Origin of the sequence: Anaerococcus kampingae, from assembly GCF_046365475.1 — a bacterium.
Lineage (GTDB): Bacteria > Bacillota > Clostridia > Tissierellales > Peptoniphilaceae > Anaerococcus > Anaerococcus kampingae.
Genome location: NZ_JBGMEF010000029.1, coordinates 39240 through 54056 on the forward strand (window position 1 = coordinate 39240; position 14817 = coordinate 54056).

The 14817-nt window shown below is 33.4% G+C and carries 13 protein-coding genes, 1 pseudogene and 1 riboswitch; of the genes and pseudogenes, 7 read left to right on the forward strand and 7 right to left on the reverse strand.

Annotated features, from left to right (window positions below; all coding sequences use genetic code 11):
- Positions 1 to 30: 30 nt before the first annotated feature.
- Entirely contained in the window at positions 31 to 1584 is a 1554-nt protein-coding gene (locus ACCQ42_RS07600) for an ATP-binding cassette domain-containing protein (protein ID WP_410035818.1), read from the reverse strand.
- The gene (locus ACCQ42_RS07605) at positions 1568 to 2764 is read right to left on the reverse strand and encodes an ArsR/SmtB family transcription factor (protein WP_410035819.1); all 1197 of its coding nucleotides are present in this window, start codon (positions 2762 to 2764) and stop codon (positions 1568 to 1570) included. Before ACCQ42_RS07605 ends, ACCQ42_RS07600 begins: the two co-directional genes overlap by 17 nt.
- Before the next feature lie 167 nt (positions 2765 to 2931).
- Positions 2932 to 3036, forward strand: a riboswitch (TPP riboswitch).
- A 183-nt stretch (positions 3037 to 3219) separates the two neighbouring features.
- On the opposite strand from ACCQ42_RS07605, the gene thiD reads away from it, so the two are divergent.
- Both thiD and cytX read left to right on the forward strand, forming a co-directional pair.
- Positions 3220 to 4038, forward strand: a complete 819-nt coding sequence (gene thiD / locus ACCQ42_RS07610) for a bifunctional hydroxymethylpyrimidine kinase/phosphomethylpyrimidine kinase (RefSeq protein ID WP_410035852.1) — start codon at positions 3220 to 3222, stop codon at positions 4036 to 4038.
- Positions 4022 to 5182: a putative hydroxymethylpyrimidine transporter CytX gene (gene cytX, locus ACCQ42_RS07615; RefSeq protein ID WP_410035820.1), complete on the forward strand. Its 1161-nt coding sequence runs from the start codon at positions 4022 to 4024 to the stop codon at positions 5180 to 5182. Before thiD ends, cytX begins: the two co-directional genes overlap by 17 nt.
- An 88-nt stretch (positions 5183 to 5270) precedes the next feature.
- Here the strand turns inward: cytX and ACCQ42_RS07620 are convergent, their stop codons facing one another.
- The 3 genes from ACCQ42_RS07620 to tyrS form a co-directional block, all read right to left on the reverse strand.
- Entirely contained in the window at positions 5271 to 5861 is a 591-nt protein-coding gene (locus ACCQ42_RS07620; protein WP_410035821.1) for a sugar O-acetyltransferase, read from the reverse strand.
- Entirely contained in the window at positions 5854 to 6435 is a 582-nt protein-coding gene (gene fic, locus ACCQ42_RS07625; protein ID WP_410035822.1) for a protein adenylyltransferase Fic, read from the reverse strand. The genes ACCQ42_RS07620 and fic overlap by 8 nt, the downstream gene beginning before the upstream one ends.
- 67 nt (positions 6436 to 6502) lie before the next feature.
- Positions 6503 to 7753, reverse strand: a complete 1251-nt coding sequence (tyrS, locus tag ACCQ42_RS07630) for a tyrosine--tRNA ligase (protein WP_410035823.1) — start codon at positions 7751 to 7753, stop codon at positions 6503 to 6505.
- A 314-nt stretch (positions 7754 to 8067) separates the two neighbouring features.
- Here tyrS and ACCQ42_RS07635 point away from each other — a divergent pair, with 314 nt between their 5' ends.
- The gene (locus ACCQ42_RS07635) at positions 8068 to 9111 is read left to right on the forward strand and encodes a hypothetical protein (protein ID WP_311531078.1); all 1044 of its coding nucleotides are present in this window, start codon (positions 8068 to 8070) and stop codon (positions 9109 to 9111) included.
- A 32-nt stretch (positions 9112 to 9143) separates the two neighbouring features.
- On the opposite strand, the gene ACCQ42_RS07640 is transcribed toward ACCQ42_RS07635, so the two are convergent.
- On the reverse strand, positions 9144 to 10031 hold the full coding sequence (locus tag ACCQ42_RS07640; protein ID WP_265212284.1) for a helix-turn-helix domain-containing protein: 888 nt from the start codon (positions 10029 to 10031) through the stop codon (positions 9144 to 9146).
- Positions 10032 to 10271: 240 nt separating this feature from the next.
- Between ACCQ42_RS07640 and ACCQ42_RS07645 the strand changes: the two genes are divergently transcribed.
- From ACCQ42_RS07645 to ACCQ42_RS07660, 4 genes and pseudogenes are all read left to right on the forward strand, one after another.
- A complete protein-coding gene (locus tag ACCQ42_RS07645; RefSeq protein ID WP_265212283.1) occupies positions 10272 to 10649 on the forward strand; it encodes a BlaI/MecI/CopY family transcriptional regulator in 378 nt (125 codons plus the stop codon).
- Positions 10650 to 10651: 2 nt separating this feature from the next.
- Positions 10652 to 11446 (forward strand): annotated as a pseudogene (locus ACCQ42_RS07650) (M56 family metallopeptidase); the annotation flags it as partial.
- Between the two features lie 9 nt (positions 11447 to 11455).
- Complete coding sequence (locus ACCQ42_RS07655) at positions 11456 to 12025, forward strand: hypothetical protein (protein WP_410035854.1); 570 nt, start codon at positions 11456 to 11458, stop codon at positions 12023 to 12025.
- A 104-nt stretch (positions 12026 to 12129) separates the two neighbouring features.
- The gene (locus ACCQ42_RS07660; RefSeq protein ID WP_265212280.1) at positions 12130 to 13161 is read left to right on the forward strand and encodes a hypothetical protein; all 1032 of its coding nucleotides are present in this window, start codon (positions 12130 to 12132) and stop codon (positions 13159 to 13161) included.
- Between the two features lie 660 nt (positions 13162 to 13821).
- Here the strand turns inward: ACCQ42_RS07660 and ACCQ42_RS07665 are convergent.
- Complete coding sequence (locus ACCQ42_RS07665) at positions 13822 to 14703, reverse strand: Abi family protein (protein ID WP_265212278.1); 882 nt, start codon at positions 14701 to 14703, stop codon at positions 13822 to 13824.
- Positions 14704 to 14817: the final 114 nt, after the last annotated feature.

A 14817-nucleotide genomic window follows, 5' to 3' on the forward strand; every position in this document is an offset into this window, starting at 1 on the left:
CTTATAAAGGGCTCTGGCTATGGCAAGTTTCTAATTTTCTCCTCCAGAAAAAAGTGTTCCATCGTCGTGGATATTTCGGGTCATTTGGGTGTTGATTCCCTTTGGTAATTGGTCGAGCTTATATCCTAAACCTGCCTTTTTTAGAGAATCGATAACTCTTTCTCTGTCGATATTTTCATCAGTAGCCGCTACATTTTCTGCAATAGAAACTGCAAGGGGTTCTACATTTTGTAGGACTGTTGCAAAGGCGGCATATCTTTCCTTAAGGTCAAGGTCATTGGCATTTATACCATTTATAAAAATTTCGCCTGCTGTTGGCTTATAAAGACCAAGAATTAGGGAAACTATGGTAGATTTGCCAGCGCCATTTACACCGACTATAGCGACTTTTTCTTTTTCACGAATTGTAAATGATAGATTTTCCAAAACATTCACATTAGATAGGGGATAGGAAAAAGATACGTTTCTAAATTCTATTGACATAGGTCCTGTTATTTTTTTCTTGCCTGCATCTGATTTAAGGTCTGCCCTTAGCATATCAAAACCATCGCTTACATAGAGGAGATTTGACCTGGTTTGGGCTATATTCATCACTAGATTTGAGATAACGGTGCTATAGATAGCCACGGAAGTGATGATTAAAGTTAGGTTTTTAAGGGTTATTTGATCTGTCAAAATTTTCCCTGTTAGGAAATAAAAGCAAAGAGCTTCGATTCCCACGAGGAGGACTGCAAGGACAGGGGATAAATACATTTCAGGCTTGATAAAGGTCCTTGAAATCTTAACTACATCAGCCACAAGGGGTCTAAAACCTGCTATAAACCTATCCTTAAAGGAAAATACCCTAATATCCTTGGCAAAGCGAAAGTCGGATGCTTCCTTGTAATAGGCGTCAGTTTTTCTCCTAACCTTGTTAAGCTCTCCCATGTGGGCATGCCTATATTTGTCAGTATAGGTTCTAATCGCAATTTGGATTAGGATTGAAATTATGGCAAGGATAAAAATTAGGGGAGATAATTTTGCCATAATCACTGATATTATCACAAAGGAGATAAGATTTGCCAAAAGCTTATACATATCGTGGTAAATTCCTTCTAGACCTTGGACATTGTTAGAAAAAGGTTCAAAACCTCTGGAAAATTCTGCCATAAAGAGAGAATTTTCCCCAAGACCATAATCCATTTCCATGATAGGACCAGAAGCCTTGATGAAGGTGGATAGCCTTGTACCCATATAAGTCGAGTAAGTTCTACGCTCTATCTGGTTTGAAAGCATAGAACAGATGAAAATTATTAGGGCGTAGGCTGTAATTGTGACAATCATTGTCCTAAGGTCGGTGTTTTTTCCTATGAGATCAACTAGGTAATACATGATAAAGGCTTGAATTATAGGTATTAGGCCTGCTGTTATAGGGTAAATTATGAGGGATAATTTTATTTTGAGATTGTCCTTAAAAGGCTCATAGGCCATTTTTAGAAGGTCAAAATTTGATAATTTATCCGCTCTTAAGTATGATTTTATGACCTCTTCGTCATTTAGATTTTGGGCGAGGTTTTCTTTTAGGCTTTTAAGATTCTTTTGCATTTCTTTCCTCTCTTATGTCCTTAGAAAATTCGGTAAGTTCTTCTATTACTTTTTCAAATCCAGGACGTCTTAAATAATAATAGGTCTTCCTGCCCTCAATGTAGGCACCGATAAAGCCACATACGTGAAGCTGGCTTATGTGATAAGATAAGGTGGCAGGTGTTATATAAAGTTTATCAGAAAGCTCTTTGGCATAGTAATTTTTTTCTTTAAGTAAATCTAGAATATCAATCCTTGTTGGGTCTCCTAGGATTTTGAGGTATTGGCTTAGGTGTTTTAGTTTATTTTCCTTTTTGACAAATTCTTTGCTAGAATAAATTCCAAATTTGATGAAAGCATCATCATAATCTTCTGATATGAATTGGATCATAGTCATATTCGGTGCAAGTATTAGGCCGTAGATATTAAGTGCCTCTTCTCTTTTCCTAAGAAAATCATTAAGACCAACTTGATTTATAAGGTCATAGACTTTTTTGAAGTCATCTTTTTCTATATTTTCAAAATGATCTGCAAAAATTTCTTCAATCATAGGAAAATTATTTGCTAAAATTTCACAGATTTTCTCAAGAAGAGGATAGAGTCTATTATAAATTGATTTCTTATTAGAAAAAGATCTCAAAAGCTCCATAGAGAGATTATCTTCATAGGGAAGAGTAGGGATAAGGCTTAGAAAATCAGATTTTAAAGCTTTTGCCGTCCATTCCTTTATATTTGTTGATTTTAAGCCTGAATCATTTATATCGACCCCGACAAATCTTAAGAAAGATAGGTCAAATACAAGCTCAAAGAGGTCAAAGGTGAAATCTTTAATATCGAGGACGTTGATATTTTGGAAAATTCCTGCAAAGAAAGGCAGATAATTACCGTCATTTTCTGAAAAAATGTAGAAAAGATTTAAAATATCTTCGTTTTGATTATTGAAAAAATCCTCAAGATAAGGAAGAGATTCTTTTTTTATTTTTTTAACATAATCTATGTAAGTATCGTTGCTATTAAAAGCGATATCTATAGAAGTTAAATTTAAATCCTGTGAGTAGTTAAATCCTGGGTAAGAATTTTCAAAGGTAAAGAAATCTTTATTCTTGGCTGTAAGGTAGTTGGTATAAAGATAAAGCATAAGGCCAGCTTCATTTACAAGTAGGGGTTTTCTTATTAGTTCAAAGTCCTTAAATTTTTCCATATTAGCTCCTTTATTTGATTTGTATCTAATGGTAATTTTTATATTCGATATCTATTAACTTAATTATAAGACAAATTACATCTAACTTCAATAGGCCTATATTCGATATTAATCTAATGGATTATAGGAAAATTTTCCTTGACATTATTTCCTATAAGTTTTAAAATTGATGTATACAAGGGAGTTCTTTCTAAGATCTGAGAGGAGGTTATAAACCTCGACCTTACCTGATTTGGGTAATGCCAACGTAGGGATGTGTACAAATTTTACTCACTCTTATGAGAGCTTATTAAGACAGGCCTTGCTTGTCTTATTTTTTTGTAAATTTTTAAGAAAGGAAGATTCTTGCCGAAAATCGGCAAGCTTGCTAGGCAAGTAAAAATAATAAGCGTTAGATTGGGGGCACCACCTTCTATCGCTATAGAAAACAATGTAAGGAGATTTTTATGACAGAAATGAAAAAAGCATTGACCATTGCGGGTTCAGACTCCAGTGGAGGCGCCGGTATCCAAGCAGACATCAAGACTATGACTGTAAATGGGGTTTTTGCCATGAGTGCGATCACAGCCCTAACTGCCCAAAATACAACCGGCGTAAGTGATATTTTAGAAGCAAGTCCAGAATTTTTGAAAGAACAATTGGATTCGGTTTTTACGGATATTTTTCCAGATGCAGTTAAGATTGGCATGGTTTCATCAAGTGGCCTAATTGAGATAATTGCAGAAAGACTTATCCATTATAAGGCCAAAAATATTGTTGTAGACCCAGTTATGGTTGCAACAAGCGGGGCAAAATTATTACAAGATGATGCTATCAAAACCCTTGAAGATGAGCTCTTTCCACTTGCAGATGTCCTAACACCAAATATCCCAGAAGCAGAAATCCTAATCGGTAGGAAAATTACTTCTGTAGAAGATATGGAAGAGGCTGCCAAGGAGATTTCATCCAAATATAAGTGCGCAACTCTCTTAAAGGGCGGCCATGCCTTAAATGATGCCAATGACTACCTCTATGCAAAAGGGGAAGGCAAGTGGTTTGATGGCAAGAGAATTGACACAAATAATACCCACGGAACAGGGTGTACTTTGTCATCAGCAATCGCCTCTAACCTTGCCAAAGGATATCCAATGGATGAAGCAGTCAAAAAAGCCAAGGATTATATCTCAAAAGCCCTTGCAGCAGGCCTTAATTTAGGTAAAGGCTCAGGTCCAATGAACCACGCCTTTGATATAAAAGAAGAATACAAGGAGGTCTATGATGAAAAAGACTTCTAATTTTGAAAACGGCCTCATCTGGTTTGGGGCTGGGGTTTCCATAGCGGAAATTATCACAGGTACCTATTTTGCACCACTTGGCTTTAAAAACGGCCTTATGGCAATCCTCATCGGTCATTTGATAGGGGCAGTTCTCCTATATTTGGCAGGGATAATCGGAGGTATGAGCGAAAAATCAGCCATGGAGACAGTTAAGATGTCCTTTGGCCAAAAGGGCGGCCTATTTTTCGCCTTTCTAAATGTCCTCCAGCTTGTAGGATGGACTGCCATTATGATCTATGACGGGGCAATTTCAACATCCCACGTCTTTGCTACAGGCCACATCCTTTGGGCCCTAGTGATTGGACTGTTGATCCTAGTTTGGATAAAAATTGGAATTTCAAATCTTGGCAAGCTAAATACAGTTTCCATGTCACTTCTATTTATCCTAACTATTGTCCTTTCCTTTAAAATCCTAAAGGGAGTTGACTTTATGTCAGAAGCAACAGCAGATGCCATGAGCTTTGGCCTTGCTATTGAGCTTGCCATAGCCATGCCAATGTCTTGGATGCCACTTATTTCTGACTACACTAGAGAGGCAGAAGAGTCAAAGGCTGCAACCCTAACATCAACTCTAACTTACAGCCTTGTATCAATTTGGATGTATGTGATAGGAATGGGCATGGCCCTTCTTACAGAGGAAAGCGACATAGCCATGATTATGGTTAAATCAGGCCTAGGCCTTGCTGCCATGCTGATAATCATCCTATCTACAGTTACAACCACCTTCCTAGATGCTTATTCTGCAGGTATCTCAGCCGAATCCCTATCAAAAAAAGTGAACGGCCAAAAGGTAGGCATAATTGTCACAATCATAGGCACAATCGGGGCGATAATTTTCCCAATGGATGATATAACAGACTTCCTTTACCTAATAGGTTCTGTATTTGCTCCAATGATTGCAGTCCAAATAGCAGATTATTTTATACTAAAAAAAGATGTCACAAACTGCGACATCTATGTCAAAAATATGATAATTTGGCTAATTGGCTTTATAATCTATAGGATGCTCTTAAAGATGGATATTTTTATAGGCTCAACCATAGCCTGCATAGTAATTGTCATAATCCTAAAAGTAATCGTAGAAAAATTAATAAAAGACTAAATAATTATAAGCAAAAACTGACCCAAAAGTTCAGTCAGATTGTAAAAAGTCTGGCTGACCTTAAAAGGTCAGTTTTTAAGTGGGTATTTTATTTAAAATCCCAAGAAGTTTTCTTATCTTCTTCGGTGATTTGCTTATAGACCTTGCAAGGGTTGCCGAAGGCTAGGCTATTATCAGGTATGTCCTTATTTACAAGGCTGCCTGCTCCTATTACTACATTTGAACCTATATTGACCCCTGGCATTACGGCCACATTTGCCCCAAACCAGACATCATCTCCAACTGTAATTGGGTGGGCATATTCAAGCCCCTTATTTCTCCTATCTTTATCTATAGGGTGGGCAGCTGTTGAAAAGGTACAATTTGGGGCGATAAAGACATTTTCTCCAAAGCTCACCTTAGCTCCGTCAAGGATTATGAGATTGTGGTTAGCATAGAAATTTTCCCCAATAGAAATATTATAGCCATAATCGCAATAAAAAGGCCCAGTAAAGGAGAAATTCTCCTTAGTCTTTATCCCTAGGTCGTGGATAATTTCCCTAAGGTCCTTCTCATCTGATGGAAGGGTTGTATTGTATTTGAAACAAAGGTCTTTGGCCCTTAGTCTGTCTATTTTTAATTCCTCATCGTAATTAGCATCATAGATGATGCCCTTAAGCATTTTTTCTTTTTCAGTCATGGTTTTCCTTGTCAATTTTTCTTATAGATATGTCATAGAGGTCTTCGTAGAGGTAGGATTTGTCGATTCCTTTCATGAAAACTTCTCTATCTTCTATTTTATCTGTGAGTGCAGATTTTAAAAGATGTTTTATTTCAAGCGTGTTTACAACAGCTCTCTCCATAGCGGAAAGATAGGCAAACTTATCAATCTTGTCCCAATCGATGCATTTACCTAGGTTTTTCTTTAAGATAAGGTCAAGCCAAATCCTAGTCGCTCTTCCGTTTCCCTCACGAAATGGGTGTGCCACGTTCATTTCTACATACTTATCAATAATCTCATCAAAACTATTTTCTGGCATTTTTTCAATGATAGATAGATTGGACTCTAGAAAAAGAAGGGGGGCAAAGCGGAAGGAGTCCTTAGATATATTTACAGTCCTGATTTTTCCAGCAAAATCAAAGACATCTTGGAAGAGGTAGGCGTGGATATCTGCTAGGGATTTGAAAGTACCCACTTCAAAATCATCTATAAGGCCAGTATCCCAAAGTTCGATGGCTCTTTTTTTACTCAAATATTCTTCATTCTTGTTCATAGGCCCTCCTTTTTTATAAATTATACTCTTAGCCATGTAAAAAAGCAGACCCTAGGGTCTGCTAATCTTAGGCTAATTCCACCTTGTGGAAGTTTTTCTTGCCTTTTTTGATTATTATTCTATTATCTTCAAAGATTTCTTCTGTTACTTCAAAGGCTGGGTCTGTGATTTTTTCGTCGTTGATTGATACGCCGCCTTGCTTCACTATTCTTCTTGCTTCACCGTTTGATTTGGTTAGGCCTACTTCTGTCATTAGGGCTAGAAGGCCTTTTGGTAGGTCAGATGCAGAAATTTGTGTGGTTGGCATGGCGCTTTCATCGCCTTTGCCTGAAAATAGAGCTCTTGCTGCGGATAGGGCTTCATCTGCCTTATCCTTGCCATGAACTAGTTTTACTACTTCGTAGGCTAGGGTTTCTTTGGCCTTGTTGATTTCTGCTGCATCTGTTGCTGATCCTAATTTCTTACATTCTGCTGTTGGTAGGAAGGTTAGTTGAAGGAGGAATTTCTCCACGTCCCTGTCATCGACATTTCTCATGTATTGGAACATTTCATATGGTGAAGTCTTCTCTTCATCTAGCCATACAGCTCCCTTTTGGCTCTTGCCCATCTTTACTCCATCTGCTGTTGTAAGGAGGGAGAAGGTCATTCCATAAGCCTTGCCATCTTCGTGTTTTTTGATTAGATCTACTCCGCCGATGATATTTGACCATTGGTCAGAACCACCCATTTCAAGGGTTACACCATTGTCCCTATACATCTTTAAGAAGTCATAAGATTGCAATAGCATATAAGAAAATTCAAAGAAGGTTAGGCCGCCTGCTGCAAGTCTATTTTTGTAGGCATCTTTTTTAAGCATTTCACCTACCAAGAATTCGCTTCCTACATCCCTTAAAAATTCTAGGAATTTAAGGTCAAGGAGCCAATCCTTGTTATTAAGCATGGTTGCCTTGCCGTCAGAAAAGTCCAAGAATCTTTGAAATTGCTTATAGAAGCAGTCAGCATTGTGGTCGATTCTTTCAACTGTCATAACTTGGCGCATATCGCTTCTTCCAGATGGGTCACCGATTAGGGTTGTACCTCCACCAAGTAGGGCAACTGGCTTGTGGCCGTAGTTTTGCATACGCATCATAACCATAATTTGGATAAGGTGACCAACAGTAAGTGAATCGGCTGTAGCATCAAAACCACAGTAGAATTTTACAGAATCATTTGCAAGGATTTTTTTTAGTTCTTCTTCGTTGGTGGCTTGTTCATAGTAGCCACGATCTACTAGTTCATCAAAAACATTATCGTATTCTTTTTCGTAAGTAAATTTCATCTTTTTTCCTTTCTTAAAATAAGCACAAAAAAAGAGCATAAAAGCGCAATAAATGCGGTACCAGCTTTTTTTATACTCTGCATATGGGACAGGCGCCCATATTCGCCTTAAACAAAATGAAAGTGTAAGTTCAGATAAGTTATTTCAAACCATCCTACTGGAATTCATTGTAAGTTTTATTCTTACATCTACTTAACGCCTGTAAATGTCTTTTGTCAAATATTGACAATTTAGCCTGATAATTTATTATTGAAATAACAAAATCGGGGTATATTTATAATAAGTAGATACGAGAAAAAAAGAAAGGAGATACCATGAAAAAGAAACTTATAGCATGTGCTCTTATGGTCGCCATGCTAATGCCAAATGTGAGTGTCTTTGCTGATTCTAACAAATACACAGGCGAGGGCTTTGGTAAGGGTGATTATTCTTATGAAGATGGGATGTATTTGCCAGCCCTATATCATTTTGGTGTGACAAAGGGCAGACAAGTCCACCCATTTGGGGAAAGCAAGGTTGGAAAGATTTCTAAAGAAGAAAAGCAAGAAATTTTGGCAAGACCTAAGGTAAAAAACTTGATCAAGGCCTACAATTCTTTTTACCAAACCATCATAAAATGGTACAAATATGGTGATAAGAGAATCGACAGGTGGAAAGAAGTCAAAAATATGACAGATCCAGTTTTTGGTAAATTAAATAAGGCACAATTTTTAAAGATTTATACCACTGGGGCTATGACCCTCCAAAAAGTACGTGACTATTTTGATTATATGGGTCTAGTAGAAAGCGACTACACATATCAAGAGACACTTAAAATGATCGATAGGCCAGAGCTAAGTTTTGAAAATATAATCTCTTGCGGAGAAGGGGACGATATAAATTATAATCAAGGCATATCAAGCCCTAAATTAGATGCTCAAAGCAAAGAGCTTGCCGATAAGAATTTGGTAGACCTAGTAGAAAAAACCTTACAAGGAATAGGTGGTTATAAAATAGAAGCTCCTGTTGAAATCCTAGGCAAGTCTGACAAGGGAGCCTATGATGAAAGGCTATTTATTCAAACTTATTTGGTAAATGATAAGTCACAAATTCTCTTTCAAGTAGCAGGCAAAGGCTCTAAAGTTTTAAATGATTACAGGCTTCCTGATAAGAAAAAATCAAAAATTAATGGTCAAGATGTGATTTTATCAGCCTATACAGGTGGAAATTTATATAGGGCAGAGTTTAAAATTCTTGATGATAACTATGTCATAGAAACAAAAAACCTATCAGAAGATGATTTCTTGTGGACTGTAAAGAAAATCATGGATAATATTGTAAATATAGCAGCCCTATCATCAGTAAAGCTCGACTTTTAATAGTCGAGCTTTTAAAGTTGGTATATAAAAAACTATGGCATTATGAAATTTTTATCATCATTTGCCTTTAGTTTATATTTTTCTAATAGAAGATTGTATACTTGTTCGTTGATTTTTTTAGCTGTATCAAGAGTAAGCCTTACATATTTTTCGTAAGGCATCTTAAGGTCATATAAAATTATGGATTTTTGGTAAAGCATAATTGGAGAAATCGGGTTCTTATTATTTGTCCTTATTGATTTATTTATGTAATAAAGGGCCAGGTAGGATTTATCCATACTATAATAGGTATTTGAGATATTGTGGTATAAAATTGAGTTTAAATTATCATTATCTAGTTTAGCGTTTTTAATAAATTTTAGACAGGCCAGCCTATCATTTTTATTGCTAAGACATATAGCGTAATTCATCAGTAACCTATAGTCGATTATATCATAGGTATTTAAGTTAAGATCAGCAAAATCAAAGGTCCTACCGACATTTAAAGCTTCAATGATAAGAGCCATCTTTTTATTCTTATACTCTTTTATTTCTATGGATTGAAATAATAATTTTAATTTCCTAGCCTTGTTTTTAATTATTTTTCTTTGGGAATTATTTTCAATTTCTCTTAGAATATCAACTTCATAAGCCTGACTAGACCCAGCATACCTATCTTTGGCATTAAGATTTTTAACAATCTTATTAATCTGATCTGAATCATCTAACAAAAGATAAAGATATTCCTCCACAAGATCTACATTAAGTATTTCAGAAAGAATCTCAAGCTTGTCTAAATCAATATCAACCTTGCCATTTTCCATATTAGAAAGAGTTTTGACATTGATAAAAGAACGATAAGAAAGCTCCTCCTGGGTCATATTATTTTTTTGTCTTAGATTTTTTAAAAGTTTTCCAAACTTATAATTATTCTTATTCATATAATCACCATTCTCAATCATATCACATTATCAGGCAAAAGTCCATGTATAAATTATACCTTTACCTTATTTTTTAGTAATCTATAATAAGATTAGAGAAAAATTTGGGCTTTTTTGTAAACTATTAATCAATTAAGTCTTGCATAATTTCAAAAAAATGATATTCATCAAGATGAAAATAAAATACTCAAAATGAGAATGATATATCGATTGAGAATAGATTTGTATTAGGAGGAAATTATGGATTTTTCTGACGGGGAATTAATTGTAATGGAACTACTCTGGCAAGGGGATGTTTTAGATGAAAATGGAGAGATAAAAGCTATTGATTTAGCAAAAGTTTTAAAGGATAGATACAAAACAAGCAAAACTTCAGCTTATACTTTTTTTGGTAGACTTATAGATAAAGGAGCTATTTCAAGGAGGTATCCAAATTACACCATAAGTGTCTCAGTATCTAGGGAAGATGCTCTATACGATAAACAAAAGGAAGTCTTTAATAAGCTATTTAAAGGCTCATTATTAAATATGTGCAAGACCTTTTTGACTAATGAAAAAATATCAAAAGAGGAATTGGATGAAATGAGAAAACTAATTGATAGTTTCGATGAGGAATAGAGTTGAAAATTAGTTTAATAAATTACTCTATTCTTGATAAGGGAATTAGGAGTGTTTGGATATTGTTTTTAATTTTAATTTTTAGAAAAAGATTAAATTTAAAATCATTTAAATCTGCAAATGTTATATTGTGGACATTTTTCCTTGCATATTTAATTGTACCTTATGGTTTCAGAATTCAATTTGATGCTAATGGTGATAGTGAAATTATTACAAGAATTATAAGATTAATAACTTTTATTAATGATATAATAAATAAAGTGACATTAGACATTGAAGCATTTTTATATCCGCTTAATCGAATAATTTTGTCCTTACCGCTTTGTATATACCTAATTTATAAAATATATATTTTTAAAAAAGTTATTAATAATTCTAAAATTTATGAGGATAAGAGAATATTAAATACTATTAAATCATTTAACCTTAAAAGAAAAGTTAAAGTTTATATAAATAATGACCTAAATTCACCCATTACCTTTGGCGTACTAAGGCCTAAAATAGTTATACAAAGGGAAATTATAGAAGATACTAAGCTTCTTGACCACGTACTTATTCACGAGCTAACGCATATTTAAAAATATCATATTATATTCAATCACATTGTAAATATATTAGCTTGCATCTATTGGTTCAATCCTATCTTTTGGCTTAGCCTAAAGAGGGTTGAACAAGATATTGAGATTAATTGTGATAAAGAAGTGATTGATAAATTGGGTGATAGTAGAAAAATTAGAAAAGATTATTGTAAATCATTACTTAAGTTTATGGAAATGAATTTTTATAAAAATAGCTTTTATTTAAGAATGAATCCAAATAAAGAAAGGATAGAGGTTATTAGAAACTACAAAACGACAATAAATGGGATAATAGGTTTTATAATAATATTAGCATTAAGTATGCCAGCTTACGCAAGTGTAGATTATATTGACTATGATATGGTTACTTTAGTAAAAGGATCAGTGGCTGATTATGATGATGTAAATAATGATAAAATTGAAATTATAAATGATGATGAATATCAGAGGTTAGAATTAGGTAAAACATCAATTAATTCCCTTAGAGCTGCAAATATAGACAATAGAATTAACATAGGGAGTTATGAAAAAAATGAATATAAAATTGATATGAATTCTATTGTAGAGAAAATGCATAGTGGATTTACTATAAAATTAAGTGACATGATATGCAGAGGGGGAGTTAAATATACTGTCATTGTAGAAGAAAATGGTGGAATTGTTTACCAGGAAACATTTTATTCTGATATGATAATAAAAGTTAAATCTAATTTACGTAGTAGATATTCTATAATAATTATTAACTTAAACAATAAAAGATTAACAGGTGATTTAAAAATAAATTCATATATAAGGTAGTTTTATAGGAGTAGTAATGAAAAAACTAAACCCAATGAGGTATAAGAATGGAGACTTATTAGCTTTATAAAAATTGTGAGCAAGAAAAATAAGAGGAGGAGATTATGAAAAAAATTATTTTAGCGTCTGTATTAGCTTTTGCTTTTTTAACAGTAAATGTAGAAGCGAGTGAGGGAGTTCTTGTAAATGATTATGTAAATACAGAAACCTATCCAGAAGGAAATACTCTTGAAAATGACCTTAAGAAAGAGAAGGAATATTTAAAGGGAATTTTTGATTTTGACTTTGATCTTGATCAGTCTTATGAGCTAAGAAAAAATACAGGAGAAAAAACTTATCTTTATACAGAAGATAGTCTTGTGACTAAGGATGGCCTTGATATTTCCTTTAGGTATGGACCATATAGCAAGGATTACGAAAAGGCTGCAGCATCCTTTAAAAAAAGTAAGATTAAGGGATTAGATGCATTAATTTATAGGGCAGGTGAATTTAATGGAGGCAAGGATTCTGTTTATTCTGCTGATTTTAAATTTGATGGAATCTATTATAGTCTTACCATTAGGGGAACTAGTGAAGGTGATTTTGTTAAAATTCTTGAAAATTTAATCACAAAAATCTTATATGACATGCCAAGGGGAGATGCTTCTTCTGAAAATGTGATAGACCTTGATTTTAAGGGAGATTCTTCTTATGCTGAGGGTATGTATCTACCAGAGGTGTCAGTTTCAGGAAAATATTATTTTAAAAATGGAGAGGCTATTAATCCATATGGAAAAAGCAGGGTAGGTAAAATTTCTGAAGCAGAGAAAAAGAAAATCCTTAATAAAAAACAAGTTAAAAAACTAATTAAATTATATAACAGGTGTTATAGAACAACTGTAAAACTCTACAAGTACGGAGAAAAAAACATTGATAAGTGGAAGAAAGTCAATAACATGACAGATCCTGTATTTGGAAGTTTTTCTAAAGAAAAATGGGTAAATCATTATAATAAATCTATAAGCGTCCTATCCAATGTTAAGTACTATTTTTATAGACTAGGCCTAGATGATTCTGATTTTACAGAAAAAGAAACCTATGATTTGATAGGAAAAGATACTAGGTTTGTGCTTACACTTAATAAGTATAAAAAATGATGGGATTTTTCTTAAAATAAGTTAAAAAATATAATAAGATTAGCCTGGCCTAGCTGAGCTTTGTCCAGGCTAAATTTTTGAAATGAATAAGTTAATTAAATGCGAGTTTATTAATAAGTGATTAGAGTGGTTCACGTATTGGGAGACTTGTCTACAGATGGTGTAGAAAGTTTTGTAATTGAAATTTATAGGAAAATTGATAGGGCCAAGATAAAGTTTGATTTTTAATCCATAAGCTTAAAAATGATAATTACCGCCAATAGCTCGAAACACTTGGTGGAAGACTTTTTCTCATAATCATGGACCCCAAAATTATTCTAAGTTTAAGACTTTTTTAAGAAATGCATTTACAAATCAATTATTAAAATATTCAGATTTAAAGCTTGACTTTTCAGACTAGGTTGGACTGATTTTTTTGAAAGGGCGCATATATTAAAATAAATAATGTATAGATCTTAATCTGAAAACGTGGACCCAAGAAATAATAAAAAGTAATACCTATCATAGGGAAGAACAATTAGAAAGAATAAAAGATGCTATTTATGGTATAAAATTAAGCGCCTTAGACCTTAGTTTTTTGTATTACAGACTAGTATATTATAAATTCTAGTGATAGAGCTTGATAAACATGTCAAGCTTTTATTTTTAAACAGGGTGTTTTTAAAGAATATTCCTCCAATTTTTAGGAAAGCCCATAAAGCTATAGTTAAAGCATCCTTGATATTTGTTAAAGGTGTTTTTTAAATCTTTTAGAAGTGATTTCCATTGGTCATTTGAGTTTAGAATTCTCTTTATAATTAAAAGAATAGGGAATATTTTATTTTGTTTGCCTTTGTATTTTTCATTTTCAGAATAAAGACGAGGATTCTCCTTTAATGGCATATTATAGAGTCTTGTGTAATGGGCACAAATATTTCTAACTTCAACTAAGCACAAAATCCAATTTTTTAAATACTTAGGGTCTGTGTTGTAATAATTTGAAATTTCTTTTTGATCTTCGTCTTTAAGAATACTAAATAGAGAAGATAAATTTCCAAAGGACATGAGCTCTACAGATACCCATATAGGGAACTTCCCCTTATATTTTTTAATATGATGTCTAACAAATGGCTTATTTCTCTGTCTATATATTTCTTTATTTAGATTGTTAATAATGATGGAATATATTGTATGGCCTTCTTTATTTGTTTTATAGATAAAATTATTTTCCTTGTTGAGTACATCGGGCCCATAGTTAATAGCTAAGTGGTAAGCAATTTGTGTCCTTAGTTCAATTTCTATTTGTTCAATCGTCCTTATTAGATTATTTTTAAACTCACTATCAAAACAATAAAGGCTAAATAGATCTTCTATACTGATATAATTTTTGTAATGTTCTTTATTGTCATACTTTTTAAGTCCAATTCCATAGCCCGAGAGTCTATAATAATTTACTTTTTTTAAAATTTCTTCAGCACATTTATAATTAGAAATCAATAAATTATGATCGTTTTTTAGTTTTAGAATCTGTTCTTTATAGCTTAACGCTGGTTTTAATTCCATATAAGAACTCCTTGATATAAAAAAAGCCCTCTCCGTGGTCCGCATGTAAAGTTTACATTAAGCGTGGAGAGGTTCTGTTAAGTTAATTATATCATAAGTGTAGAAAATATCAAT

Excerpts from the sequence above, each read along its gene's own strand:
- ACCQ42_RS07600 (WP_410035818.1), bottom strand. The coding sequence starts at position 1,584 with ATGCAAAAGAATCTTAAAAGCCTAAAAGAAAACCTCGCCCAAAATCTA.
- ACCQ42_RS07660 (WP_265212280.1), top strand. The coding sequence starts at position 12,130 with ATGAAAAAAATTATTTTAGCGTCTGTATTAGCTTTTGCTTTTTTAACA.
- ACCQ42_RS07635 (WP_311531078.1), top strand. The coding sequence starts at position 8,068 with ATGAAAAAGAAACTTATAGCATGTGCTCTTATGGTCGCCATGCTAATG.
- tyrS (WP_410035823.1), bottom strand. The coding sequence starts at position 7,753 with ATGAAATTTACTTACGAAAAAGAATACGATAATGTTTTTGATGAACTA.
- ACCQ42_RS07645 (WP_265212283.1), top strand. The coding sequence starts at position 10,272 with ATGGATTTTTCTGACGGGGAATTAATTGTAATGGAACTACTCTGGCAA.
- fic (WP_410035822.1), bottom strand. The coding sequence starts at position 6,435 with ATGAACAAGAATGAAGAATATTTGAGTAAAAAAAGAGCCATCGAACTT.
- ACCQ42_RS07620 (WP_410035821.1), bottom strand. The coding sequence starts at position 5,861 with ATGACTGAAAAAGAAAAAATGCTTAAGGGCATCATCTATGATGCTAAT.
- ACCQ42_RS07655 (WP_410035854.1), top strand. The coding sequence starts at position 11,456 with ATGAATCCAAATAAAGAAAGGATAGAGGTTATTAGAAACTACAAAACG.
- ACCQ42_RS07640 (WP_265212284.1), bottom strand. The coding sequence starts at position 10,031 with ATGAATAAGAATAATTATAAGTTTGGAAAACTTTTAAAAAATCTAAGA.
- ACCQ42_RS07665 (WP_265212278.1), bottom strand. The coding sequence starts at position 14,703 with ATGGAATTAAAACCAGCGTTAAGCTATAAAGAACAGATTCTAAAACTA.
- ACCQ42_RS07605 (WP_410035819.1), bottom strand. The coding sequence starts at position 2,764 with ATGGAAAAATTTAAGGACTTTGAACTAATAAGAAAACCCCTACTTGTA.
- thiD (WP_410035852.1), top strand. The coding sequence starts at position 3,220 with ATGAAAAAAGCATTGACCATTGCGGGTTCAGACTCCAGTGGAGGCGCC.
- cytX (WP_410035820.1), top strand. The coding sequence starts at position 4,022 with ATGAAAAAGACTTCTAATTTTGAAAACGGCCTCATCTGGTTTGGGGCT.